General features: G+C 71.1%; 28 protein-coding genes. 11 read left to right on the top strand and 17 right to left on the bottom strand.

Going from position 1 to position 24,515, the window contains the following annotated elements; translation table 11 throughout:
• From ABZ342_RS11595 to ABZ342_RS11550, 10 genes are all read right to left on the bottom strand, one after another.
• Positions 1–2,103, bottom strand: coding sequence for a hydantoinase/oxoprolinase family protein (locus tag ABZ342_RS11595; RefSeq protein ID WP_360471621.1), 2,103 nt, complete (start codon positions 2,101–2,103; stop codon positions 1–3).
• A gap of 9 nt (positions 2,104–2,112) precedes the next feature.
• The gene (locus ABZ342_RS11590) at positions 2,113–3,702 is read right to left on the bottom strand and encodes an FAD-dependent monooxygenase (RefSeq protein WP_360471619.1); all 1,590 of its coding nucleotides are present in this window, start codon (positions 3,700–3,702) and stop codon (positions 2,113–2,115) included.
• Entirely contained in the window at positions 3,699–4,442 is a 744-nt protein-coding gene (locus ABZ342_RS11585; RefSeq protein ID WP_230862422.1) for an alpha/beta hydrolase, read from the bottom strand. Before ABZ342_RS11585 ends, ABZ342_RS11590 begins: the two co-directional genes overlap by 4 nt.
• An 82-nt stretch (positions 4,443–4,524) precedes the next feature.
• Positions 4,525–5,841, bottom strand: coding sequence for an MFS transporter (locus ABZ342_RS11580; RefSeq protein WP_360471615.1), 1,317 nt, complete (start codon positions 5,839–5,841; stop codon positions 4,525–4,527).
• A 211-nt stretch (positions 5,842–6,052) separates the two neighbouring features.
• Positions 6,053–6,646: a TetR family transcriptional regulator gene (locus ABZ342_RS11575; protein WP_360471612.1), complete on the bottom strand. Its 594-nt coding sequence runs from the start codon at positions 6,644–6,646 to the stop codon at positions 6,053–6,055.
• A 44-nt stretch (positions 6,647–6,690) separates the two neighbouring features.
• Entirely contained in the window at positions 6,691–7,434 is a 744-nt protein-coding gene (locus tag ABZ342_RS11570) for a 3-hydroxybutyrate dehydrogenase (RefSeq protein WP_360471609.1), read from the bottom strand.
• Positions 7,431–8,288 (bottom strand): VOC family protein, encoded by an 858-nt coding sequence (locus ABZ342_RS11565; protein ID WP_360471607.1) that lies wholly within the window; start codon positions 8,286–8,288, stop codon positions 7,431–7,433. Before ABZ342_RS11565 ends, ABZ342_RS11570 begins: the two co-directional genes overlap by 4 nt.
• Before the next feature lie 5 nt (positions 8,289–8,293).
• Positions 8,294–9,109 (bottom strand): alpha/beta fold hydrolase, encoded by an 816-nt coding sequence (locus tag ABZ342_RS11560; protein WP_360471605.1) that lies wholly within the window; start codon positions 9,107–9,109, stop codon positions 8,294–8,296.
• Between the two features lie 88 nt (positions 9,110–9,197).
• The gene (locus ABZ342_RS11555; RefSeq protein WP_360471602.1) at positions 9,198–9,836 is read right to left on the bottom strand and encodes a TetR/AcrR family transcriptional regulator; all 639 of its coding nucleotides are present in this window, start codon (positions 9,834–9,836) and stop codon (positions 9,198–9,200) included.
• A gap of 84 nt (positions 9,837–9,920) precedes the next feature.
• Positions 9,921–10,349 carry an organic hydroperoxide resistance protein gene (locus tag ABZ342_RS11550; RefSeq protein WP_360471599.1) on the bottom strand — a complete coding sequence of 143 codons (429 nt, stop codon included), beginning with the start codon at positions 10,347–10,349 and terminating at the stop codon, positions 9,921–9,923.
• A 149-nt stretch (positions 10,350–10,498) separates the two neighbouring features.
• On the opposite strand from ABZ342_RS11550, the gene ABZ342_RS11545 reads away from it, so the two are divergent.
• Both ABZ342_RS11545 and ABZ342_RS11540 read left to right on the top strand, forming a co-directional pair.
• Positions 10,499–11,449: an oxidoreductase gene (locus tag ABZ342_RS11545; protein ID WP_360471597.1), complete on the top strand. Its 951-nt coding sequence runs from the start codon at positions 10,499–10,501 to the stop codon at positions 11,447–11,449.
• Entirely contained in the window at positions 11,446–12,063 is a 618-nt protein-coding gene (locus ABZ342_RS11540; protein WP_360471594.1) for a chorismate mutase, read from the top strand. The genes ABZ342_RS11545 and ABZ342_RS11540 overlap by 4 nt, the downstream gene beginning before the upstream one ends.
• Before the next feature lie 69 nt (positions 12,064–12,132).
• On the opposite strand, the gene ABZ342_RS11535 is transcribed toward ABZ342_RS11540, so the two are convergent.
• Positions 12,133–12,732 (bottom strand): TetR/AcrR family transcriptional regulator, encoded by a 600-nt coding sequence (locus ABZ342_RS11535; RefSeq protein ID WP_360471591.1) that lies wholly within the window; start codon positions 12,730–12,732, stop codon positions 12,133–12,135.
• Between the two features lie 92 nt (positions 12,733–12,824).
• Between ABZ342_RS11535 and ABZ342_RS11530 the strand changes: the two genes are divergently transcribed.
• The 4 genes from ABZ342_RS11530 to ABZ342_RS11515 all read left to right on the top strand — a co-directional run bounded on the left by ABZ342_RS11530 (position 12,825) and on the right by ABZ342_RS11515 (position 15,550).
• Positions 12,825–13,574, top strand: a complete 750-nt coding sequence (locus ABZ342_RS11530) for an SDR family oxidoreductase (RefSeq protein ID WP_360471588.1) — start codon at positions 12,825–12,827, stop codon at positions 13,572–13,574.
• Positions 13,575–13,660: 86 nt separating this feature from the next.
• On the top strand, positions 13,661–14,161 hold the full coding sequence (locus ABZ342_RS11525; RefSeq protein ID WP_360471585.1) for a TetR family transcriptional regulator: 501 nt from the start codon (positions 13,661–13,663) through the stop codon (positions 14,159–14,161).
• Between the two features lie 13 nt (positions 14,162–14,174).
• Entirely contained in the window at positions 14,175–14,525 is a 351-nt protein-coding gene (locus ABZ342_RS11520; RefSeq protein WP_360471582.1) for a hypothetical protein, read from the top strand.
• A gap of 11 nt (positions 14,526–14,536) precedes the next feature.
• On the top strand, positions 14,537–15,550 hold the full coding sequence (locus ABZ342_RS11515) for an alpha/beta hydrolase (protein WP_360471579.1): 1,014 nt from the start codon (positions 14,537–14,539) through the stop codon (positions 15,548–15,550).
• On the opposite strand, the gene ABZ342_RS11510 is transcribed toward ABZ342_RS11515, so the two are convergent.
• Positions 15,529–15,978: a hypothetical protein gene (locus ABZ342_RS11510; RefSeq protein WP_360471576.1), complete on the bottom strand. Its 450-nt coding sequence runs from the start codon at positions 15,976–15,978 to the stop codon at positions 15,529–15,531. The two genes, ABZ342_RS11515 and ABZ342_RS11510, sit on opposite strands and share 22 nt — an antisense overlap.
• Positions 15,979–16,100: 122 nt before the next feature.
• On the opposite strand from ABZ342_RS11510, the gene ABZ342_RS11505 reads away from it, so the two are divergent.
• On the top strand, positions 16,101–16,916 hold the full coding sequence (locus ABZ342_RS11505; RefSeq protein ID WP_360471573.1) for an endonuclease/exonuclease/phosphatase family protein: 816 nt from the start codon (positions 16,101–16,103) through the stop codon (positions 16,914–16,916).
• Positions 16,917–17,028: 112 nt separating this feature from the next.
• Here ABZ342_RS11505 and ABZ342_RS11500 read toward each other — a convergent pair whose 3' ends face one another.
• Entirely contained in the window at positions 17,029–17,904 is an 876-nt protein-coding gene (locus ABZ342_RS11500) for an alpha/beta hydrolase (protein WP_360471570.1), read from the bottom strand.
• Positions 17,905–17,999: 95 nt separating this feature from the next.
• On the opposite strand from ABZ342_RS11500, the gene ABZ342_RS11495 reads away from it, so the two are divergent.
• Entirely contained in the window at positions 18,000–18,455 is a 456-nt protein-coding gene (locus ABZ342_RS11495) for a MarR family transcriptional regulator (protein WP_360471568.1), read from the top strand.
• Here ABZ342_RS11495 and ABZ342_RS11490 read toward each other — a convergent pair.
• Together ABZ342_RS11490 and ABZ342_RS11485 are read right to left on the bottom strand one after the other, a co-directional pair.
• A complete protein-coding gene (locus ABZ342_RS11490) occupies positions 18,430–18,999 on the bottom strand; it encodes a hypothetical protein (protein ID WP_360471565.1) in 570 nt (189 codons plus the stop codon). The genes ABZ342_RS11495 and ABZ342_RS11490 overlap by 26 nt on opposite strands.
• Positions 19,000–19,074: 75 nt before the next feature.
• A complete protein-coding gene (locus ABZ342_RS11485; protein ID WP_360471562.1) occupies positions 19,075–20,277 on the bottom strand; it encodes a cytochrome P450 in 1,203 nt (400 codons plus the stop codon).
• Positions 20,278–20,439: 162 nt separating this feature from the next.
• Here ABZ342_RS11485 and ABZ342_RS11480 point away from each other — a divergent pair, with 162 nt between their 5' ends.
• On the top strand, positions 20,440–20,994 hold the full coding sequence (locus ABZ342_RS11480) for a sigma-70 family RNA polymerase sigma factor (RefSeq protein WP_360471559.1): 555 nt from the start codon (positions 20,440–20,442) through the stop codon (positions 20,992–20,994).
• Between the two features lie 28 nt (positions 20,995–21,022).
• A complete protein-coding gene (locus ABZ342_RS11475) occupies positions 21,023–22,051 on the top strand; it encodes a hypothetical protein (RefSeq protein WP_360471556.1) in 1,029 nt (342 codons plus the stop codon).
• A gap of 54 nt (positions 22,052–22,105) precedes the next feature.
• Here ABZ342_RS11475 and ABZ342_RS11470 read toward each other — a convergent pair whose 3' ends face one another.
• Positions 22,106–22,417 (bottom strand): hypothetical protein, encoded by a 312-nt coding sequence (locus ABZ342_RS11470; RefSeq protein ID WP_360471553.1) that lies wholly within the window; start codon positions 22,415–22,417, stop codon positions 22,106–22,108.
• Between the two features lie 121 nt (positions 22,418–22,538).
• Positions 22,539–23,294 (bottom strand): DinB family protein, encoded by a 756-nt coding sequence (locus ABZ342_RS11465; RefSeq protein ID WP_360471550.1) that lies wholly within the window; start codon positions 23,292–23,294, stop codon positions 22,539–22,541.
• Positions 23,295–23,418: 124 nt separating this feature from the next.
• On the opposite strand from ABZ342_RS11465, the gene ABZ342_RS11460 reads away from it, so the two are divergent.
• Positions 23,419–24,489 (top strand): class I SAM-dependent methyltransferase, encoded by a 1,071-nt coding sequence (locus tag ABZ342_RS11460; RefSeq protein WP_360471547.1) that lies wholly within the window; start codon positions 23,419–23,421, stop codon positions 24,487–24,489.
• Positions 24,490–24,515: the final 26 nt, after the last annotated feature.

The following is a 24,515-nucleotide window of genomic DNA, read 5'->3' as shown; positions in this document are numbered from 1 at the left end:
TCACTGGTAGCGCAGCACGAGGTTGCCGAGGTGGTCGACGCGACCGGTGACGCCGGCGGGGACCACGACCACCGTGGTCGGGACGTCGACGATCGCCGGGCCGGTAAGCTCGTGGCCCGCGCGCAGCCGTGCGTAGTCGTAGACGGGGGTCATCACGAAGCCGAGCTGTGAGTCGAGGCAGACGGACCGTTCCCCGATCAGTGCTTCCCGCGGGTCGGGGCCGTCGGCGTCCGGGATTTCCGGCAGCGCGACCGGGAAGCCGAGCCCGGCCTTGGCGCGGACGCGGTACGTGATCGCCTGCACGCCCGCCTCGCGGTACCCGGCACCGCTGCCGTTGATGCGCTCGTACTGCTCCTCGAAGCGCTCGAGGATCTCCTCGCCGGTGCGCTCGGTGAACTTCGCGTCCGGGACGGCCGTGGCGAGCTCGGTGACCTGCATCGAGTACCGCAGGTCGATCTCGCGGTGCAGCGACACGTCGTGGAACTTCACCTTCTGCCGGTCCAGCGCGCGCTGCAGATCGGCCTCCAGCCGGCCGAAGTGCGCCTCGAGCACCGCGGGCTCGACCGGGAACGACGACGGATCGGACAGCTCGGCGCTCAACGCGACGTCCGAAGCCGCGAGCCCGTAGGCCGAGAACGCGGACGCCACCGGCCCGAGCGGCACGACGACCGCGCTCACACCGAGGTCCTGGCAGTACCCGGCGCAGTGCGCGGGTCCCGCTCCCCCGAAGGCGTAGGCGACGAAGTCGCGCGGGTCGTAACCGGCCTGCACGACCGCCCGCCGCAGCAGGTCGCCCGCCTGCGCGTTCTGCACCTCGTGGATCGCGATCGCGGCTTCCTCGACCGTGAGGCCGAGCGGCTCGGCCACGTGCTCGCGGATCGCCTCCCGCGCCAGGTCCATCCGCAGCGGCTTGCGGCCACCGAGCAGCCCGCGCTCGCTGAGGATGCCGAGCACCAGGTTGGCGTCGGTGTTGGTGGGCCGGGTGCCGCCGTTGCCGTAGCAGGCCGGACCGGGGACGGCTTCGGCGCTCTGCGGGCCGAGCCGCAGATTGCCGCCGGCGTCCACGGAGGCGAGCGCGCCGCCGCCCGAGCCGATGGTGTGCACGCGGATCGTCGCCGCGTTGATCGGGAACTGGTTGACGATGGAGCCCGGAGCCATGACCGGTTCGCCGTCGACGATCAACCCCGCGAGGAACGTCGTGCCGCCGACGTCGGTGGTGATGACGTTGCGGTGTCCCAGTTGCCCGGCCAGGCGCATCCCGCCGATGACCCCGCCGGACAGGACCGAGCCGACCGTGGTGATCGCGTGCTCGGGGGCGCGGTCGGCGGTGATGGTGCCGCCTTCGCTCTGCATGACCAGCAACGGTCCCTTGAGCCCGCCCGCCTCCAGCTGCTTCTGCAGCGGCAGCAGGTAGGTGCGCAGCCGCGGCCCGACCTGGGCGTTCATGATCGTCGTCGAGGTTCGCGCGAACTCACGGATGCGGGGACTGACCTCCGAGGAGAGCGTGACGTACATGTCCGGCGCGATCTCGTGGATCAGCTCGCGCACGCGCCGCTCGTGGCCGGAGTTCTTGAACGACCACAGCAGGCAGACGGCGATCGCCTCGACCCCTTCGTCCACAAGGGACTGTGCAACGCGGCGCACCTCCTCCTCGTCCAGCGGTACGAGGACCTTCCCGGCGTGGTCGATCCGCTCGGTGACCTCCAGCGCCCGGTACTTCGGGATCAGCGGCGCGGGCTTGCGCTGCCGCAACGTGTCCTGGATTTCGTGCGCCGAACGGCCGAGGGTGCGGCCCTCCGCGTTCATGATGTAGATCGCGTCGCGGTGACCCTTGGTGGCGATCAGCCCGACGTCGGCCACCTGGCCCTGGACGAGGGCGTTGATCGAGGCGGTGGTGCCGTGGGCGATGTAGTCGGTCTGCGAGAGCAGCTCGCCGACACCGATGCCGAGCTCGCCGGCGAGGTCTTCGATCGCGCGCATGACGCCGACCTCGCGGTTCGGCGGGGTCGTCGGTGTCTTGGCCGAGACGATCCGGCCGGCGCCGTCGGAGGCGACCGCGTCGGTGAACGTGCCGCCGACGTCGATGCCCAGTGCGTATGGCATGTCCGTTCCTTACCGCTGGCGGGCGGTGACGCGCCCGGTGACTGTGTGCAGGAGTGCCGTGGGGTCCTCGTCCGCCGCGCCCATCCAGGCGACGTGCTGGTCCGGGCGCACGAGCAGCAGCGCGGCGGGGTAGCGGCCGGGCAGGTCCACGACGGCGAGCGGAATCCCGAGTTCCCGAGCCGCCAGCGTCCAGGACGTCGTCCCGGTTCCCGGGTCCGTGCGCAGCAGGGTGAAGCCGGGGCCGAGGAGGTCGAGCACCGACCGGCCGTCGTCGAGCCAGGTGTGCGGCAGCCGGAACCCGGGCCGCGCCCGATCCTGGTAGTCCCCCATGGTGATCTCGGCCTGGTCTTCCCCGCCGACCACCAGCGGCGAGCCCGCGTAGTGGTAGCCGAAGCTGAAGCCGTCGGGGGAATACCGCCGCGGCTCGGTGACCGCGAGCCGTTCGGCGAACTCCGCACGCGCCCGCTCGCCTTCGGGGCCCGTCAGGTGGATGTCCGGCGAGACGTCCGCGAACGACGTCCGGGCCTGGGCTCCCACCGCGGTCGCGAACTGCTCACCGACCGGCTTGCGCTCCGGTTCGTACGCGTCCAGCAGCTCCGGCGGTGCCCAGCCGTGGTGGACCGCCGCCAGCATCCACGCCAGCGCCGCCGCGTCCTGGATGCCGGCGTTCATGCCGAACCCGCCCACGGGGATCCAGATGTGGGCGGCATCCCCGGCCAGGAACACCCGGCCCTCGCGGTACCGCCGGGCGACCAGCCGTCGCCCGGTCCAGCGCACCACGCCGAGCACCTCGTGCTCGACGGGCCTGCCCACCGACTCCCGCAGCAGCTGCTCGGGGTCCTCGCCCCCGGTGTCGTGGCCGGGCGCGAAGGCGACGTGGTTGAGCCACAGTTCCTGGCCGTCGATGGCGATCAGCGACGCGATCCGGCGGCCGTAGGTCCAGTACGTCCAGGCCCGGTCTTTCGCGGCCAGCCGGCCCAGCTCGGGTGACCGGACGAAGGTCGACACGAACCGCTGGATCGCGTCGACGCCTTCGTACCGGATGCCCAGCTGCCGCCGGACGGTGCTGTGGGCGCCGTCGCAGCCGACGACGTACGCGCACCGCAGGGTGCGCTGCTCCCCGCCGGTCTCGACGACGGCCTCGACGTGGTCGTCGTGCTGCCGCAGCTCGACCAGCCGCGTGCCGCGTTCGAAGGTCAGCCCGGGCAGCTTGCGCGCGTGCTTTTCCAGGATGGGTTCGAGGTACAGCTGCGAGATCCGGTGCTGCGGCTCCGGCGTCGGCCAGCCGTCCTTGCCTTTGCCCGCCAAGACGTCGTGCGCGGTCGGCAAGTCGATGCGGAAGATCCCCTCGCCGTCCAACGTCGTCCGGTACTGGATCGACGTCGGGTAGTCCTCCGGCAGCCCGGCCCGGCGGATCTCGTCCGCCAGCCCGAGCCGCCGGAAGATCTCCATCGACCGCGCGGACGTCGTGTTGCACCGCGGGTTGACGGGCCGCTCGTCGGTCGCCTCGACGACGTGACAGGGCACGCCGCGCCGCGCGAGGTCGATGGCGAGGGTCAAGCCGGCCGGCCCGGCGCCGACGATCAGGATTTCGTTCATGCGCTCAGGAACTCCCCTACCAGCTTGGTGAACTCGTCCGGCCGGTCGACGTGGATCCAGTGCCCGGCGCCCGCGACCACGTGCAGGCGACCGTGGGGCAGGGCGTCGGCGAGGCGTTCGGAGACCTCGACCGGCTGGACCCGGTCGCGCTCCCCGTGCAGGGCGAGCACCGGGGTGGTGAGCTTGGCCGGGTCGACGGGCGGCGGGCCGCCCGCGGCGTCGGCGAACATGGCGCGGAACGCTCCCTCCGCGGCGGGACGAAGAGCTTGCCTCAGCCGGAGATCGGTGAGTTCGTCCAGGAGTCCTTCGTGGACGCTCTCGTCGGCGACCAGCCGGCCGAGGGTGGCCCGCATGGATTCCTTGGTCGGGTTGTCGTAGAAGGGAACCGCCGGCGGCAGCGGCCCGGTCCCGGCTCCGCCCATGACCACCGCGCGCTCGACGCGGTGCGGCGCCACGGCCAGCAGGGCGAGCGCGGCGGCGCCGCCGGCCGCCGAGTTGCCGACCAGGTGCACGCGGTCCAGGCCGTGGCGGTCGAGCAGGTCCAGCACCTGCCGGGCCCGGGCGATCGCCCAGGCGTGCGGCCCGCGAAGCCCGGCCGTGCCGGCGATCTGCGTGCCGAATCCGAGCAGATCGGGAGCGAGGCAGTCGAACGCGCCGTCGAACCCGGCCCGCACGCTCGCCCAGTTGCTCGCGGCGTCCACGCCGGGCCCGCCGCCGTGGAGCAAGACCAGGGCAGGCACGTCCGTCCTCCTTTGTGGATGGTACGTCGGTTCGCGGCTCACGGCAGCCGCCACGAGGGCTTCCCCGCAGGTACGGCAGCGTTCACGCGTCCGCCACCGCGCTTTCGGCCGGCCGGTCCGTGGTGGTCCGGGCGGAGCGTCCGAACCGGGCGAGCAGGAGCGTCGCGACCGCACCGATGACGCCGGGGATCGCGAAGAAGCGGAACATCGAGGCCGGCGCCCAGCCGGCCTGCAGCAGGAACCCGGCGAGCAGGGGCGCCAGGACGGCACCGAGCCGGCTCACCGCGACCGCCATGCCGAGGGCGGTCGCGCGGGCTTCGGCCGGGTACAGGCTCGGGATGATGACGTTGATCCCGGTGACCGTCCCGTTGAGGAACAACCCGACGAGCACCGCCACGACGAGCGCGATCACCAGTGTGCCGAGCGAGAAGGAGAACAGGATGAGCGCGAGGGCGCCGATGCCGAAGTAGGCCGCCGTCAGCCGCCGTGGGCCGATCCGGGACACCAGCAACCCCAGCAGCACCGCGCCCGTCACGCCGCCGAGGCTGAGGAGGACGCCGCCGCTGATGCCCTGCCGGCTCGACATCCCCGCCTTGAGCAGCAGGCTGGGCGTCCACGAACTGGCGAAGTAGAACATCAGCTGCGCCGAGACGAAAGCCACCCAGACCAGCACGGTCCGCACCGCGTTGCGCCCGCGGAACAGCGAGTCGAGGACCACCTTGCGCGTCGTCGCGGTGGACGGCGCCGCGGGCAGCTCCCCGACCGGCGTGCGGCCCATCGAGACGAGGATCCGGTTGAGCTTGTCCAGGGCCCCGCGGGGACGGCGGGCGACGAGGAAGTCCATCGACTCCGGCAGGAACCGCAGCGCCACCGCGAAGAGCAGAGCCGTCAGGACGGCGCCGAACACGAAGACCGACCGCCACCCGAACGAGCCCAGCAGCACGCTCGACGCGATTCCGGCGATGACCGAACCCAGGCCGTAGCCGGTGGTGATCAGCGCGACCACGAGCCCGCGGCGGCGGTGGTTCGCGTATTCGGACGTGAGCACCGGCAGGCTGGCCGCCATCGCCCCCACGGCCGCCCCCGTCACCACCCGGCACGCGAGCAGCTGGCCGAAGTCCTGCGCCGCGGCGGCGGCGAGCATGCCCAGCGACGCCAGGGCGAGACAGCCGAGGGTGAGCCGGCGGCGTCCGACGCGGTCGGCCAGCGGAGCGAGGAAGAGCCCGCCGATGGCCATGCCGGCCAGCCCGCCGCTGAGCAGCACGCCCACCGCGGACGGGGACAGGCCCCACTGCCGGGTGATCGACGGCCCGACGTAGGAAGTGACCAGCAGGTCGAAGCCGTCGATCAGGTTGATCACGAGGCAGAGCGCGACCGCTCTCACCTGGGCGCGGCTCATCGGTGAATTCTTCACCTGGTCAAGGACGTTCAAGGAAACCTCGCTTCGTTGCGGCGGCCGGTTACGTCCCCCCGGGAAGCTCTGTATGTAGCGCTCACTATACAACTTCCGCGACGGGTTGACCAGCGCTCGCGGCGCCGAACGTCAGTCCACAGTGGAGTACAGCGTCAGGCTGTTCGGGCCGCCGAGGCGGTCTACCCCCGGAGCGGGGTCACTTCCCCGCGGCCTCGAGACGGTGCCGCAGGAGCCCGTCGACACCCTGGAGGAACGTGTCGCAGACCTCGGCGGGATCCGACAGGCAGCCCGCCGTCATCGCGCCGTCGCGCAGCATCACGAAGTGACGCCCCGCGAGCTCCGGCGCGGTCTCCCCCACCTGCGCGAGCAGGTCCGTGACCGTCCGGCGGAACCACTCGCGATGAGCGAGGACGGTCTGGTGCACCGGGTGGGCGGGATCCGGGTATTCCGCCACGGCGTTGAGGAAAGCGCAGCCCCGGAAGTGCGCCGACCCGATACCGTCGGCGATCGACCGGGCGATCGCCCGCAAGCCGTCGGCCGCCGGCATGCCACCGGCGACGACCTTGTCGACCCCTTCGCGCTCCATTTCGTGGACACCTTGGAGGTACGCGACGACGAGGTCGTCCTTGCTGGGAAAGTGCCGGTACAGGGTGGCGCGGGTGACCTTCGCCTCGGCGACGATCCGGTCGATCCCCACGGAGTGCAGGCCCTCGGCGTAGAAGATCCGCGTGGCCGTCGCGAGCAGCCGCGACCGCGCTTCGGAGACCTGACCTCGAGCGTTCTGCACCATCTTTCGAGTGTAGCAGAGAGAACGTTCGGTACCCCTCTGCCTGATCAGGAGGCGCTCCAGCCTCCGTCCAGGACCAGTTCGGTCCCGCTGATCGAGGCGGCTTCGGGCGAGCACAGGTACGCCACCGCGCCGGCGACCTCGCCCGGCTCGATCAGCCGCTTGACCGCCGACCTCGCCAGCAGCACCTCCGACAACACCTCGCCGGCGCTCAGCCCGTGCACCGCCGCCTGGTCCGCCAGCTGGTTCTCGACCAGCGGGGTGCGCACGTACCCCGGACACACGCAGTTGCTGGTGACCCCGTGGGCCGCACCCTCCAGCGCGAGCACTTTGGACAGTCCCAGCAGGCCGTGCTTGGCGCTTACGTACGCGGACTTGTACGCGCTCGCCCGCAGGCCGTGGATGCTGGAAAGGTGCACGATCCGGCCCCAGCCGCGCGCGTACATGCCCGGCAGCACGGCGCGGCTGAGCACGAACGGCGCCACCAGCATCAGGCGCGTCATGGCCGCGAACCGCTCGGGTTCGAAGCGTTCGACGGGTGCGACGTGCTGCACCCCGGCGTTGTTCACCAGGATGTCGGCGTCGAACGCCCGCTCGGCGAGGGCGTCAGTGTCGCTCAGGTCGATCGACAGTGCTTCGCCGCCGATTCCCTCGGCCGCCCGCGCCGCGCCCTCGGCGTCGATGTCGCACACCACGACGTGGGCGCCGAGCCCGGCGAGCCGGGTGGCCACGGCCCATCCGATCCCGCTCGCCGCGCCGGTGACGAGGGCGCGGCGACCCGAGAGGCTCATGACTTCGGCGCGGCGAACGGGTTCGCGTCCGCGTGGTGGTGTCCCCACTCGTCCGAGCGCCCGAAGTCGTGCGGGACCCAGTCGTCGCCGACTTCGATGCCGCCGCAGCCGATCTCCAGGTGGAACCCGCTGGGGTTGCGGATGTAGAAGGAGATCGCCTTGTCGTTCATGTGCCGGCCGAGGCTGATCGAGATCGGCACCTCGTGGGCCTGGGCCCGGTCGTAGGCCCTCCCGACGTCGTCGATCGAGCCGTGTTCCAGCTCCAGGTGGTGGATCGACGCGGTGTCCGCGTTCGCGAGCGCGATGCTGTGGTGCGTCCGGTTGCAGCGGAAGAAGAACAGACCCGGCGCACGGTAGTCGGTCAGCTTGAACTCGAGCACGGACTCGTACAGCTCCCGCAGTTCGGCGAGCCGGGGACTGGCGAGCACGAGATGGCCCAGGCCGGTCACGCCGGCCGGCCGGTCGACCCCGAGGCGCACCTTGGCTTCCCCGACCGCCAGCTCCACGCGGTAGCCGACCGGGTCGATGAACCAGCGCAGCTGCGTGGCACCGCGCAAGTCCTTCTCCTCCACGGAGCCGTCCGCGACGGCGAACCCGGCGTCGGTGAGCCGCCGGGTCAGCCGGTCCAGCTCGCGTGGTGAGTCGACGATCCAGCCCAGCTCGCGCGGACGGTCCTCAGTGGACGGACGAAGGGCGAGGCGGTACTTGAACTCGTCGAGCTCGGCGAGGGCGATCTCGTCCGTGCCGGACTTGGCGTGGGTGACCCCGACACCCAACGTGCGCCCGAGCAGGTCGGTCCATGCATCGAGGTCGGTGACGTCGAGACCGACGTAGCCCAGCTTCCTGATTCCCACGTGTGTCACCCCTCCGCCGCGGCGGCCGCGCCGCCCTGCAGGAACTCGCGGACGATGTGGTTGAACTCGGGCGCGCGCTCGTACTGGACCCAGTGCCGGCAGTGCGGCAGCACCCGCAGCTCCGCGTTCGGGATGCCGTCGAGGATCCTGGGCGCCCAGGTCAGCGGGACGGTCTGGTCCTCCCGGCCCCACACGAGCAGCGTGGGGGCGGCGATGCGCCCCAGATCGGGCGTCAGGTCACCGAAGTTCGGGGGAATCGGCAGCTCGGGATGAGCACGGAGGCTCGACTCGTACCGCTCGTCGATGAGCGCCTCGGTCGCCAGCGACTCGTCGTACACCATCAGGCGTACGAACTCGGCCATCGCGTCACGCGACGGCTTTTCCGCGGCCATGTAACCGAAGAGGCGTTCGAGGCCGACGGGCCACGGCGGCGCGTCCGCCGGGAGGACCCCGCCCGGCGCCATGAGCACGAGCCGGTCCACGCGGTCGGGGTAGCGCATCGCGATCCGCATGGCCACGGCACCGCCGTAGGAGTTGCCCACCAGGTGGGCCCGCTCGATCCCGAGCGCCGTCATCGCCCGGCACACCCGGTCGGCGGCGTCGAAGATCAACGGCTCGTCCGTCTCGGGCCGCGGCGACTCGCCCCAGCCCGGCAGGTCGACCACGATGTTCCGGTGGTCGGCGAAGGCGGGCAGGTTACCGCCGAAGTTGCTCATCCCGGTGGCGCCCGGCCCCGATCCGTGCAGCCACACGACCGGGCGGCCCGAACCGGCCTCGGTGTAGGCCAGCCGCGTGTCACCGACATCCGAAGTGCTCGTCACTGTGCCGCCTCATTCGTTGTATGTAGCGCTCACTATACAACGGAGGGCGGTGTTTTCAAGGTCGATCAGCCGGCGATCGGCCTCGCGGTCAGCGCTTGCGCTTCGCCGCCCGCTGGTCCGCCAGGCCGCGGATCAGGGCGACGAACGGGGCGACCTGCGAGCGGTAGCTCATGCCGTCGAAGCTGTTGGCCACGGAAAGGCCGTCCGTCAGCGCGCGGCCGAGGACGGCCAGCTCCTGGACGAGGGCTTCGTTGTTCTTGCCGCCGTTCGGGGCGAAGATCGGCGTGAGCGCGGCCACCCAGGAAGCGTGGGCGTAGTCCCGGATGCGGCGCACGGTCGCCTGCACCGCCTCGGCGTCCTTCTGCGGGCCGACACTGATGGCGACCAGCAGTTGCAGGTAGTCCGGCCGCCGGTCGAGGGAACCGCAGGCCGCGGAGAACCACGCTTCGAGACGGTCGAGCGGCGCCCGGTCGTCGAACGACGACGGGTTCGGGAACAACGCGTGCAGCTCGTCGAAAGTCCGCTCCAGCAGCGCCGCGAGCACACCGAGCTTGTTGCCGAAGTGGTAGTAGATCGAGCTGGGCGGCAGCCCGGACTGGGCGCTCAAGTCCGAAATGGCCATGCCGTCGTAGCCCTTTTCCCCGACGAGGGCGCGCGCCGCGTTGAGGATGACCTCGCGGCTGCTCAACCCGGCAGCCGTCGGTGCGGAACTGGAATCCCTCGCCATGCGGCCATGATAGGTCCGCGGCGGCCCCGCTCCCCCACCGGGAGCGCCGGGCCGGCGGGTCTTCCGCCGGCCCGGCCGCCCGGTTCAGGCGACGGTCGCGTCGACGGTCACCGGGATGTTCCCGCGGGTCGCGTTGGAGTACGGGCAGATCGCGTGGGCGCCTTCGACGAGCTGGTCGGCCGTCGCCTGGTCCACACCGGACAGCTCGGCGTGCAGCGCCGCGCTGAGGGTGAAGCCCCCTTCCGGCGTCGTGTGCACCTGGACCTCCGCGACGACGGCGGAGTCGGTGACCTTGACCTTCCGCTGTGCCGCGACGGCCTTCAGCGCCGAGTGGAAGCACGAGGCCCAGCCCGCCGCGAACAGCTGTTCCGGGTTGGTCGCGCCGCCGGGGCCGCCCATTTCCTTGGGGATCGCCAGGGAGAGGTCGAGCAGGCCGTCGTCGGTCCGCGCCTGCCCTCCCGCGCGGCCGTCACCGGTCGAGGTGGCGATGCCGAGGTACAGGGGCTTGGTCATGAGGGGGTCCTTTCCCGATCGCGGACCACTCCGCGATACCGAACGTTCTATCCCGTTCACTATGAACCCGCGGGCTCCCCCAGTCAAGACCGAACGTTCTATCTTACTGTGTTATAGTGATCGCTACATACACTTCGAAGGGTGCGCCCGTGAAACGGCAACGCTGGTCCACCGAAGACATCCCCGCCCAGCACGGCCGGACCGCCCTCGTCACCGGCGCCAGCACCGGGCTGGGCTTCGCGATCGCGGACGCCCTCGCGCGCCGCGGCGCCGACGTCGTGCTGGCCTGCCGCGACGCCGGACGAGCGGCCGCGGCGGCCGACCGGATCCGGGCCGGCTCGCCCGGCGCCGTCGTGCGCACCCTGCTGGCGGACTTCGCCTCGCTCGCCTCGGTCCGCGCCGCCGCCCGGCGGCTGCACGACGAGTACGACCGCCTCGACCTGCTCGTGAACAACGTCGGCGGCTTCCGCGTGCGGTACGCGGTCACCGAAGACGGCTTCGAATCGACCATCGCCGTGAACCACCTCGGGCCGTTCGCGTTCACCGGCCTGGTGCTCGACCTGCTGACCGGGACCCCCGGGTCGCGGGTGGTGACGATGGGCAGCAACGGGCACCGGCAGGGCGCGATCGACCCGGCCGACCTCGACCCCGAACCCGGCCGCGCCTACCGGTTCGTGGCGGCCTACAACCGGGCCAAGCTGGCCAACCTGCTGTTCGCCCACGAACTCGACCGCCGCCTGCGGGCCGCCGGTACCCCGACGATCGCGGTGGCCGGCCACCCGGGCCTGGCCCGGACCGATGGCGGGCGCGAGCTGAACGCGCTGGTCCGGGCCGCACTCGACCCCAAGGTCAACCCGCTCGCGCTCGTCCTGTCCCAGAGCGCGGCGAAGGGTGCATTGGGGCCGCTGCGAGCCGCCACCGACCCGGCCGCCCGAGGCGGCGACTACTTCGGCCCGCGCGGACGCACCGGCTACCCCGAGCCGGCCACCTCCAGCGCGCTGTCCCACGACGCCGGCCTGCAGCGACGGCTGTGGGAGGCGTCCGAGCAGCTCACCGGCGTCAGCTATCTCCCCATCCAGGAAAGCGAGGCAAGCAGGTGAAGACGAGCAGCAAGGTGGCCCGCGGCATCGCCGCCACGGCACTCACGGTGGCCGGCGCGATGACGCTGACCGTTCCCGCGGCCACGGCCGCCGAAGTTCCCGCCGGGGCCGCGCTCGCGGCGAACGGCTCGCTCGGCAGGCTCGGCCCGCTGACCGACCTCGTCGTCGAACGCCTGCGCGTGGGCGACGACGTGGCGGCGGCCAAGTTCGGCACCGACTCGCCGATCGACGACCCCGCGCGCGAGGAGCAGGTGCTGAACCAGGTGCGCGCCCAGGCCGGGGCCATCGGGCTGGACCCGGACGCGGCGGCGGCGTTCTTCCGCGACCAGATCACCGCCAGCAAGGTGGTGCAGCGGGGGCTGTTCGCCCGCTGGACGGCGCACCCGGACGAGGCACCCACCACCCGCCCGGACCTGGGACAGATCCGGGCGCGACTCGACCGGCTCACCACGGACCTGCTCGCGCGACTGGCGTCCACGGTGGACATTCGCGCGGAGCGGATCCCGTGCGCCGTGCAGCTCGTCCTGGCGACCGGCTCGGCGGTGGTCCTGGATCGGCTGGACGCGCTGCACCGCCGGGCGCTCGGCACCGCCGTGCACTCGGTGTGCGCGTAGCCGGCTGCTGCCCCACCCAACGCTTCCTCGGGCACGTTCGTCGTCGGCCAAGGCCGCCGGTCTGAGCGCTCAGGCCGGCGGCCAGTTCCGCAGCGCGAGCTCCGCCACCCGCCGCAGATCCTCCCGGGTCGCGCCGCCCGCCGCCTGGACGGCCATGCCGTTCGCGATCGTCATGACGTAGCGGGCGATCAGCTCCGGTTCGGCGTCGGCGGGCAGATCACCCTCGTCGACGGCCCGCTGGAAGCGTTCGCGCAGGTACTCCTGGCCCAGCGCGCGCCACGCGGCCAAGGTGTCGTGCGCGACCTGCCCGGTCGCGCCGACGGCCAAAGCGCCCTGCACCCCCAGGCAGCCGGCCGGGAACCCGGGCCGGGTGTTGGCCAGGACCGAGCCGACCAGGAACAGCGTCGCCACCTCGTGCGCGGTGGGAGCTTGCAGTGCTTCGACGATGTAGGCGCCGGGGCCTTCGGTGTAGCGCTGCAACGCCAGGCGGAAGAGGTCTTCCTTGTTGCCGAAGGCCGCGTACATGCTCTTGCGGGAAATCCCCATGGCCTCGGTCAAGTCGGTCAGGCTGGCCCCGTCGTAGCCCTGCTCCCAGAAGACCACCACGGCCTTCTGCAAGGCCGCTTCGGCGTCGAACGCCCGCGGCCGGCCCACCTGCGCCTTGTCCACCGCCGCATCCTACCGCTTGTGCACCGATCGGTGCAGAAGCTGCTAGGGTCGACTTCAGCACCGATCGGTGCACAACTATCCGGAGGTCGAAAATGCTGAGGCTGGAAGGCAAAACCGCGGTCGTGACCGGGGGCGGTACGCGCGGGATCGGCCGGGCCACCGCCGCCCGGCTGGTCGCCGAGGGCGCGCACGTGTTCATCACCGGACGCCGCGAGACCGAACTGGACGAGGCGGTGGCGGCGATCGACGGGAGCGTGACCGCGGTGCCGGGTGACATCACGGACCCGGCCGACCTGGATCGCCTCTACGAGCGGGTCGCGGCCCGCGGCCAGGGCCTGGACGTGCTGTTCGCCAACGCGGCCACGGCCTCGTTCGCCACCATCGAGACGATCACCGCCGAGGACTTCGACCAGGTCTTCGGCGTCAACGTCAAGGGCACCGTCTTCACCGTCCAGAAAGCGCTTCCGCTGCTCAACGAGGGCGCCTCGGTGATCATCAACGCCTCCACCGCGGCCGACCGCGGCACCGCGGGCTTCGGCGCCTACGCGGCATCCAAGGCGGCGTTGCGGACGTTCACGCGCGTCTGGGCGAACGAGCTGAAGGACCGCGGGATCCGGGTGAACGCCCTCTCCCCCGGCCCGACCGACACCTCCGGGATGACCGAGCTCGTGGGCGAGGAGAACGCGCCGGCGTTCAAGGCGGCCGAAGCGGCCCGGATCGCCATCGGACGGCTCGGGCGAGTCGAGGAGGTCGCGGCGGCGGTGGCTTTCCTGGCTTCGCCCGACAGCAGCTTCATGCTGGGCGCCAACGTGTACGTCGACGGCGGCGAGAACCAGATCTGAGCCCGAGCCAACCCTGATCAGGACGACGAAAATTTGAGGAACGGTCGTTCTTGACTGATCGTTCCTCAAAAGGCTATCGTCGTGGCATGGGCAGGCGACGGGCGTTCGACGAGGACGAGGTGGTGCGCGCCGCCGTGGGGTTGTTCGGCGGCCGCGCGTACGACGGGGTGTCCGTCGACGACCTCGTCACCCACCTCGGCGTGCACCGCAACAGCCTGTACAAGACGTTCGGCAGCAAGCGCGGCCTCTACCTGGTCGCCTTGCGCCGGCACCTCGCCGACGACGTCCGTCCCCTGGCCGAAAAGCTCGCCACGGCACCGGATGCCGCGACCGCGCTGCGGCTCATCACCTCGGCCGACCTCGGCCTGCTGCTGCTCGCGGCGGTCGAACGGGCACCGGCCGACGACGAGGTGGCCGCCGAAGTGAACGCGGCGCTGGCCGCCGTCGACCAGGCGATCGCCGACGCGCTCGGCATTTCCACCGTCCTGGCGGCCGCCCTCACGGCGGCCGCACTGGGCATCCTCCTGCGCGGTAACCCGGACGGTGTCGCCGCCGCACTCGCCCAAAGCCTCCATTTTCCCGGCTGACAAGGAAACCGACATGGCACTGGTCCACATCGACGGCGACGACCTCGTTGTCGTGATCGAAGGTCTCGACAAGCTCTGGGCCTTCAAGAGCAGCCTGAGCATCCCGCTGGCCAACGTCCGCGGCGCGACCGCGGATCCCGGCATCGCCGCCGATCCCAAGGGAATCCGCGCGCCGGGTGCCCACGTGCCCGGCGTCATCACGGCGGGCACGTTCCACCTGGACGGCGAAAAGGTCTTCTGGGACGTCAAGGATCCGTCGAAGGCCGTCGTGATCGAACTCGCCGACGAGCGCTACGCCCGCCTGGTCGTCCAGGTCGACGACCCGCGCGCGACCGTCACGCTGGTCGAGAACGCCCTGCGCTGAAAGGCGAACCGATGCTCCCCCACCTCGCCGCGGTCGCGCTGTCGCTGGCCGCCGTGACCGCCACCCCGCCCGCCCTCGTGCCCGCCACCGATCGCGAGGTCGTCTTCACCCTCGACGGAACCGCGACGTACGGCACCCTGCACGTCCCCGAACACCATGCCGGGCAACGGTTGCGCGCCGCACTGCTGCTGCCCGGCAGCGGCCCCACCGACCGCGACGGCAACCAACCGGCCGCGTCCCCGAACACCCTGGCCCAGGTGGCCGGCGCGCTCGGCGGCGACCGGGTCGCCACGCTGCGGTTCGACAAGTACGGCACCGGCCGCACCGGCCTCGGCGCCTACCGCGACCACCCGGAGACACTCGACTACCCGGCTTTCGTCCGCCAGGCGAAAGCCGCCTACGAGTCGTTGCGCGACCAGCCGGAGACCGACCCGCACGCGCTGCTGGTCATCGGGCACAGCGAGGGCGCGATGACGGCGTTGCTGCTCGGCGGCACCGTCCACCCGCGCCCGGCCGGCCTGGCTCTGCTACAACCGCAGGCGATCCGCCTGCTGGACCTGGTCGCGCTGCAACTGCACGCCCAAACCGCCGAGGCCGCCCTCACCCCGGAGCAGCGGCGGGCCATTGACACGGCGATCGACGCCGCCGTCACCGCCCTGCGCGAACACCGGCCGGTCGACACCACCGACCTGCCGCCCGTCCTCGCCCAGCTTTTCACGGCTTTCCAAGGAGCGAGCGGCCGGTTCGTGGACAGCGACGACGCCGTCTACCCGCCGGACGCCGCCGCGGCCCTGCGTCCGGGGACCCGGGTGCTGCTGACCTGCGGCACGAACGACACCCAAGTCCCTTGTGCCACAACGGATGCCTTGACCGCCGCCCTGCGCCGCGCGCACGTGGGCGGACCGGGCCGGGTGCCGCTGCCCGGAGTGGACCACCTGCTGCACGACGCCGACCATTCGGACACTCTCGCCCCGGCCGCGCTCGACGCCCTGCACCGGTTCGGTCAGACGCCGGGCCAGAGCTGAACCAGCCAGCCCTCGACGCCTTCGGCGTAGGACCCTTCCTCGAGTTCCGCGGCCGCGACGCGCCGGCCGGAATGCACACGGGCACGGTGCGGACCGGGACGGCCGATGGTCAAGACGTTCGGCGACTGGATCGCGGTGACCGACTGCAGCCGAACCAGATCACGCAGATCGCAGGCGACCTCGACCACCTGGTCCCAGTCGCCGAGCCCCGGCAGCGGATCGGCGTCCCAGAGTTCCAGCCGCACGGCCGGGTAGTGGTCGGTCCCGGCGCTGTGGAGCAGAAGCCCGCCCGGACCGCCGACCGCGAGCCAGTCACCCCGCGGCACGGGCAGGGTCAGCGCGGTGCGGGTCATCGGGATCTCCTGCAGGAGGAACTGGCCGTACTCGACTTCGATGCGGTCGTCGATCGCGGCCGCCAGCGTCGGCATCCCCCACGCTCCTTCCCTTGTCCGCGGTGCATCGTGAGGGTAATGGGGTCGCGAAGAGCGAACGCGGCACCGGCCGGCTTGCCGGCCCCCGGCCGCCGCTCGGCGGTATCGTCGACGTCATCATGACCGTTGACCCCCTCCGGCCGTACGGGGCGCTGATCGAGTCGCGGCTCCGGCTGATCACCTGGAACGTCTGGGGCCGGTTCGGTCCATGGGAACAGCGGCAAGGCGGCATCGCCGCGGTTCTCGCCGAACACGCCCCGGACGTCGTGGCCCTTCAGGAGGCGTGGTCGGCGGCCGATCGGGATCAGGCACGGGAGCTCGCCGCCGCGGCGGGGCTGCCCCACCACCGGTTTTCCGGCGACCGCGAGGAAGAAGGCGTGACGTCGGGCAGCGCGGTGCTTTCCCGCTGGCCGATCACCACGGTGGAGTCCTGGGTCCTGCCCGGACCTCCGGGCCATGAGGGCAGCGCGGTCCGGGCCGACATCGATGGCCCTCGTGGCCCGGTCCGGCTGGTGAGCGTCATGCTCGACTGGCCGTTGCACCACACCCGCATCCGGCAGGACCAGGTCACCGAGCTGGCACAGCGAGTGCGTGAACTCGGCCGCGGCGCGCTGACCGTGGTGTGCGGCGATTTCAACGCCACACCGGATTGCGACGAAATCCGGATGCTCACCGGCCGTGCCGCGGGCGCCGGGGTGTGCTGGCACGACGCCTGGGAATTCGCCGGCACCGGCCCGGGCCACACCTGGTCCACCGCGAACCCCTGGGCGGCGGCGGTGCTGCCTCGCGACCGGCGCATCGACTACGTCTTCTCGACCTCGTTCCGCCGGGGCGGTGCCGGGCAGCCGACCCGGGCACAGCTCCTCGGCACCGCGGCAGCCGGCGCGACGATGCCCTCCGATCACTACGGAGTGCTGACCGAGCTGCGCTACTGAGCCGGCGCGCAAGCCGATGGCGCCGTCGACGAGTTCACGGACGATGTCGGCGTGGCAGGCGTGCCGGTTGATCTCGGCGATGTCACCCACCGGGTGCGCCGCCGATCGGTCGTCAATTCCGGTCGACGTCCGCGTAGAAGGACCGCAGAGCGGCCGCGAGCTGGTCGGGGGCTTCCATCGCCACGTAGTGTCCTATCCCTTCGATCCGTACCGCGGTCACGTTGGTGGCGACCTGCCGCAACGTCGTGGGTGTGAACTCCCCCGAGAACCCCGTCACCGCGAGCACGGGCATGTCCAGCTTCCGAGCTGCGAGCTCGCGAAGTTCTTCGCCTTCCGAGATGAAGGACCGGTACAGGCCGGCGGCGCCGAGAAACGCGCTGGGTCGCGCATAGGAGCGGACGAGCTCGTCGATGTCGGTGCCGGTGAACGCGTCGGGGCTCGCGGCGAGCGAGGGGATCGCGTAGTCGGCGATGAACGCGCGCTCGCGTCCGGTGAGGAGCATCTCCGGGATGCCCGGGGCGGCGAGAACGCCGATGTGCCAGGCGCCGCCGTGGGCGACGTCGGCGAGCTTCTCGGCGCCGAATCCCGGAAGCCCGGTCTCGATCCCGGTGTAGCTGCGGACGAGTTCGGGGTGGGTGTTCGCGACGCGGAACGTCGTGGGGCCGCTGATGTCCTGGCCGGCGAGGTGCACCGGTCCGACGCCCAGCCGCGTGATCAGGTCGCTGAGGTCTTTCGCCGAGGTCGCGCTGTCGTGCTCCGGGGTGGCGGTGGCGGAGTCACCGAATCCGCGCAGGTCGACGGCGAACACCCGGTGGTGCTCGCTCAGCAGGGGGATCAGCTTGTGGAAGACCCACCAGGTCTCCGGAAAGCCGTGTACCAGCAGCACGGGAGACCCCGCGGTGCCGGCGGCCGCGTAGTGCAGCTCGGTGCCGTTGACGCTGAGACGGTGGTGCTCGACGCCGGGGATGGTGGCGGCTGGGCGATTCATGAGCTTACTTCCCGTCGATAGACAAGTCACTTGTCTAACCATAGAGGATGGACAAGTGACTTGTCTATCTCAGGGCGCCTCGTATGATCGACCGCATGGCGCAGTCCAGCGGCGCCGAGCTCGCGCTTCTGCTGCTCGGCGGGTTCCACACGATGGTCGACGAGGTGAGCGTGGAGCTGGCGAGACGCGGCCACGCGGGCGTCCGCCCGGTGCACGAGTTCGCGTTGCGCGCCGTGGACGCGGGTGCGGACACTGCGTCCGAACTCGGTCGCCGCCTGTCGGTCACCAAGCAGGCCGCCGCGCAAACCATCGCCACGCTGGAGGGGTTCGGCTACGTCAACCGCGAGCCCGATCCCGGCGACGCCCGCCGCAAGCGCGTACGAGTCACCCACCGCGGCCACGAGCTGATGACCATCGGCGGCGCACTGTTCGACGACGTGCGCAGCCGCTGGGCGGCCCGGATCGGACCCGAGCAGCTCGAAGTCCTGGAAACACACCTGGCCCGGCTCACCGAGCACCGCTCCTTCACGGCCGAGGACCTGCAGGACTGACCCGGCGAAGCCGCTCCGTGGCTACCCACTCACCCGACTGCCGTCCGTTGCGGTACTCGATCGTCTCGAGCATGCAGATTTCGGTGAAGACGTGGCCCTCGGGCATCACACGGAAGGACTCCTCGGTCCGGAAGGTGGCGGTGAGCGTAATCTTGCCGTTCGTGGTCCTCCAGTAACCGTTGGAGTGGGACACGTAGCCGGCGGCCCTGATCCGCCCGGCGAGCGCCCGCCGGACCTCGGCCACCGTGCCGGGGCGGATGGTCTGCAGGCACATCGAAGCCTGGTGGCCGAGGACCGCCCACCGCCGCCGGCTCTCGTACACCAGCTCGCCGTCGCTCGCGCCGATCCGCGCGGCGAGTTTCCGCATCTCGCGCCACCGCCGCCGGATCGTGAACTCCATGCTGTACCCGGACACGACAACCAGGAACGTGACGAAGAGTGCGATCGGGAACGCCCAGAGCAGCCACGGCCAGTAGTCCGTCCAGAGCCACAGCCCGGTCGCCAGCAGGACGTACGACAGCGGCAGCCAATAACGTCCACGCATCCGGCGCTCCCCAGCTCTGGCGTCCTCGCGGCAGGGTACGCGCGAGCGCTCCGTAGCAGACGACGATCCCGGGGTTCACCACGTGATCAGGAGCCGCCGCAGTCCTCGGGTCAGGCTCTCGGGCTGCCACGCCAGCTCATCGTCCCCCTCGGCCACCCGCAGGCCGGGCATCCTGGTCACCAGGGCGTGCACCGCGACCTGCAGTTCCATCCTGGCCAGCGGCGCGCCGAGGCAGAAATGCGCACCGCGGCCGAACGACAGGTGGCGGGCGGCTTCGGTGCGGTCCACGTCGAACCGGTCCGGGTCGGGGAAGACGGCCGGGTCCCGGTTGGCCGCCGTCACGACCGGGAACACCGTGGTGCCGGCTTCGACGGTCCCGCCGGAGAATTCAACGTCTTCACGGGCCATTCGTGGCTGCCCGGCGTGTCCCAGGGCGACGATCCGGAGCAGTTCCTCGACCGCGTTCGGCACCAGGTCCGGCGCCGCCACCAGGCGTGCCCACTGGTCCGGGTGGTGGGACAACACCAGCACGGACTTGGCCAGCTGAGCCATGGTGGTCTCCTGGCCGGCGCCGATCAGCAGCATCACGGTGATCAGCAGTTCGGCCTCGCTGAGCCGATCGCCGTCCTCGTCGTGCACCTGGGTCAGTCCGGAGAGCAGGTCGTCGCCGGGCTGGTGACGCTTGCGCTCGATCAACCCGAGCAGGTGCGACGCGGCGACGGCGCCGGTGGCCGCGAACGCCTCCTGGTCGAACGTGGTGGTGATGGACATGGCTTCGATGAAGGCGAGCAGGGGTTCGCGCTCGTCGTGGGCGATGCCGAGCAGTTCGCAGATCACGATGCCGGGCAGTGGTTCGGCCAGCCCGCCGACCAGGTCCGCCGGCGGTCCGGCGGCCAGCATCCGATCCAGCAGGTCGGTCGCGACCGTCTCCACTCTCGGCCGCAGGAGTTCCACGTTGCCGATGGTGAACGCCTTGGCCACCAGGCGACGCAGTCTCGTGTGGTCGGGTGGGTCCATGTTCGGCATCATGTCCGGTGACTGCAGGCCGGGGACGATGGTGGGTGCGTCCGGCGTCGCCAGGGCGGCGCGGCTCATCCGGGGATCGGACATCGCGCGCTGGACGTCGTCGTAGCGGGTGACCAGCCGGACCTCGTGCCCGCTCGCCAACCGGACCCAGGGCACCGGGTCGGTGTGCAGCATCCGGATCGCCTCGGCGGCCGGGTCGGTCGAGGGTGGTGCGTCGAACGGGAACAGCGGTGGTCGACCGTGCGCTGTCATCGCGCTCTCCCGGTGCCGTGTCGAAGCGACGATGGCCTGGTGTGCCCGTCGACAGTGTGATCCGGTTCTGCTCGGACCGCAAAGGATCGCCCCGGCCTGAACGCTTTGGGCGCGCGGTGGCAAAGACGGGGTGTCAGGGCGAAGCGAAACCCGAGGAGCTTCATGTCGTCAGACGCGGAACTGATCGGTAGGTCGCTGCGCGGGGACACCGATGCCTTCGTGGAAGTGATCAGCCGGCACGAGACCGCGCTCGGGAACTATCTGGCGCGCAGAGTGGGGCGGCAGGCCGCCGAGGACGTGCTCGGCGATGTGTGGGTGGCGGCTTACGAGTCCCGTGCGAACTACGACCGTTCGTATCCCGAAGCCCGGCCTTGGTTGTACGGCGTCGCGCTGAACCGGCTGCGCCGGTACTGGCGGTCCGCACCGGCCGAGGAGCCGGCGTCGGACCTGACCGGCGTGGCGAGCGACTGGGATCCCTGGCCGGCGGTGGATGCCCGCGTGGACACGCAGGCACTGCTCAGCAGGGCACTGGCTCGGCTCAAACCGGAAGAGCGGGAAGTGCTGGGCCTGGTCGCCTGGGAGGACCTGACCGTCGCCGAAGCCGGGCGGGTGCTCGAAATCCCGGCCGGCACGGCCCGCCGCCTGTTGCACCAGGCCCGCAAGGCATTGCGTGAAGCCCCCGAAGTGGTCGCGCTGCTGCAAGTCCCGACAACGTGAAAGACACCCCATGGATGAAATGGATCTCATGAAGAATCTGCGCGACGTGCCGTCCCCCGGGCCCGAGGCCTATGACCGTGCCCGCACGGCGCTGCGGACGGCGATGGAGGAACAACCCGTAGCCGCGGTCGTGCGACCGAAGCGCTGGTTCTCCTGGCCCAAGGTCGGCGTCGCCGCCGTGGGCGCGGCCGCCGTCGCGGCGGCGGTGGTGGCTACGTCCGGCGGCAGCGTCCCGGCCGGCCCGTCCGACGCGGCCCCGCGGGCGGCCGAGGTACCGCCGGCGGTCGAGGCACCGCTGGTGAAGCTGGCCTCCGCGGTCAAGGCGGCCGGCACGCAGCCGGGAGACGCGTCGCTGATCGTCAACACGAAGTTCGGGCTGGACGGCAAACCGGACCTCAACTACACCCTCTACACCGACAAGGGCCAGCAGTTCACGGGTGACTCGGCGAAGACCCTGGTGGACGCGGTCGCCAAGGGTGACGCCCAGCCCGCTACCCCGTACGACGGGAAGGTGATGGCGGCGGCCCGTCTCGCCGCGAACGGCGATGTCGACCAGGCCAGGACCGCGATGATCACCGCGGGCGGCAACGCTCTGGGAGTCGGCCTGAGCCCCGCCGAGGCCGAAAAGGCCTGGGCGGACGCCCAAGCGGAGACCGCGGAGATGTTCCGCAAGATCGGCAAGCCGGTTCCCGCCCCCCGACCGCGTCCGACGGGCAAGGACCTGGAAAACCTGATCAACAACCACCTGTGGAGCAACACCGAACACGCGCTGTTCGCCAACGCCGCCGACGCGGAGGTCCGCGCGGGCGTGCTGAAGCTGTACGCGACCATCCCGGACATGATCGTCGGCATGACCGCCGTCGACGGCCAGGCCGCGCTGACCCTCACCGCGCCCCCCGCCATCCTGGGCGGCAGTGCGGACGTCCTCATCATCAACGCCGACAACGGCCTGCCGATCCGTGAGGAGATCACCTCGGCGGAACCGTCCCAGCACTGGGTGGTGAACTACAAGTCCTCCCGCGTGACCCTGGCCGACGTGGCCGCGGGCAAGATCTGATCCGTCCGGGGAGGGCCGAGATCATCTCGGCCCTCCCCGGATCGTCCCGCGTTGCTATGGGTGGTTCGCGTCCAGCACCAAGGCCGTCATGTCCAGAAGTCGTCGGTAGTACTCGCGACCATCAGCGTCCAGCTCGGGGATGACCCGGATGAGCCGCTGTTCGCATTCGGCGAGGACGTTCCACCTCCGGTCGTCCAGGAGACCTTGTTGTTCCAGCCATGCGGAGACACAACCGGCCGGGTTCGCATCGAGCATCACCATGTCGATGCCTCCCACGTCGGCACCCCGCCACCGGCTCGGGAACGGCGCCTTGCGATGGGCCTCGAAGAGCGCCGTGACGGCTGTCCGCCGATCCGTGAGATCCACCGGCTTTCCCCTCCTGACTCAGGCCAAGCACTAGTACGGGCGCACGCCGGCGGATCGCCTCCGTCCGCTCGGAACGCGATGGCCGGCGCGGCCTGCGGTCGGCCGGGGAACCGCTCGGCGGCTACCCACCTGCCTCGAGCACCGCGAGGTCGCGCACCGCGTAGCGGTGGTGCTCGGCTTCTTCCTTCAGAACCACCTTGAGGCAGCGGCGCACGACGTAGTCCTGGTCGGGATACATGACAGCCGGCTTGCGACCGCACACCCGGTCGAGTTCGGCCGGGTCGAGCCCGTCGACCGCGCGTCGCATCGCGGCCATGCGGGCGAGCCGCGGCGCGAGCACCTCGTCGAGGGTCGGGGTGGCGTCGAGGGTGAGGCCGAGCTTCTCCGCTTCTTCGGGCGGCATTCCGCCGTGGGGGTAGCCCAACGGGTGATAGGGCGCCTCCTCCTCGAGCACGGCGTTGCCGAGCCAGGCATCGCCGGCGAGCAGCAGATGCCGTTGTGTCTCGACGAAGGACCACTCACCGTCGACCCTCTCGTGGAGCTTGGCCTCGGGCAACCGCCTCGCCCGGTCGAGCGTCGTGCCCCACAGGGTCTCGATGGCGTCCCAAGCGGCCCGGTAGTCCTCGGGGGACGCCGCATTGCGCGCCAGCGCCCGCGCGGGGTGCCGGCGGTCGAGCTCGGCCTCGACGTAAGCGGTTACATCGACGTCGTTGACCACAAGGCGCTCGAAATGACCACCGAGGTAGACGTCGCTGCCGTAGCAGTCGACGATCTTCAGGCCGTCCACCTCGCAGTCGCGGATCTCGAGGCCGGCCAGGTCGCACAAGTGGATACGAGCACCGCGGAACCGGTCGGTCCGGGCGTATTCGGAAACCATCGGAGCAGTCTCGCCGACTTGTCCCGCCCGCGCCACGCTCTCTTCGCGTGCGCCGCAAGACAAGCGCACATTCGTCCGTTCGACGGTGCACCTCCCCCTGGTTCGCGCACTAGGCTCCGCCTCCATGATCGAGGACGACACGCCGGCCGATCCGGTCGCCTCGCGCCGCCCGGCCTACCTGGAGGACCTGGCCGGCGGTGTGGATCGGTTCTTCGAGCCTCGCCGGACCAGCTGTCCGTGGTGCGGCTCCGTCGCGCTTCGGGGCCGACTGCGCACGACCGACTTGCTGCAGCACAAGCCGGGCCGGTTCCTGCTCGACGAATGCCGGGACTGCGGGCACGTCTTCCAGAACCCTAGGCTGAACCCGGCCGGGCTCGAGTTCTACTACCGGGACTGCTACGACGGGCTCGGCGAGAAGAACATGACCGGCATGTTCGAAGGCAACCGGGCGGGGTACCGCTCCCGGGCCGAGCTGGCCCGGGAAGCCGGTGCATCGGGTGAGTGGCTCGACGTCGGCATGGGACACGGGCATTTCTGCGCGGAAGCCGCCGCGGTGCTGCCCGGAGTCGAGTTCGACGGCCTCGATCTCGGCGACGGGGTGGACCTGGCGCGCCAGCAGGGCCGGATCCGTACCGGCTACCGGGGCTTGTTCGTGGACCGGGCCGAGGAGCTCGCCGGGCGCTACGACGTGGTCAGCATGTACCACTACCTGGAACACACGGCGGAACCCCAGCGAGAGCTGGCGGCGGCGAGGACGGTGTTGCGGCCCGGCGGGCTGCTGGCCATCGAGTTGCCCGATCCGGAATGTCGCTGGGCGAAGGTGCTCGGCCGGTGGTGGATGCCCTGGCTGCAACCCCAGCATCTGAACCTGATGCCGATCGGCAACCTCCGTGCCGAGCTGGCGGCCCGCGGATTCACGGTGGTCGCCGAGCAACGGGCCGAGCCGCACGGCGCCATCGACGTGCTGGCCGCGTCGATCATGGCGGTCAACGCACTGACGATCGCCGGGGAGGATCTTCCGTGGCGGGGCGCCCCGCCGGCGTGGTGGCGGCGGATCCTGCGCAAGGTCACGTTCGTCGCGTGCGTGCCGTTGTTCGTACTGGCCTCGGCGGCGGACCGGATCAGCGCACCCTTCGGCAGGCGGCGCGGGTGGTCCAACGCGTACCGGGTGGTGGCCCGCCGGGACGCCGCCTAGCCGCACACTCTGCCGGCGCGGCGATT

Source organism: Amycolatopsis sp. NPDC005961 (assembly GCF_040629235.1).
In the GTDB taxonomy this organism is placed as follows: domain Bacteria; phylum Actinomycetota; class Actinomycetes; order Mycobacteriales; family Pseudonocardiaceae; genus Amycolatopsis; species Amycolatopsis camponoti.
The sequence above is the reverse complement of the archived record's forward strand: the minus strand, read 5'-3'. Positions and strand labels throughout refer to the sequence as shown.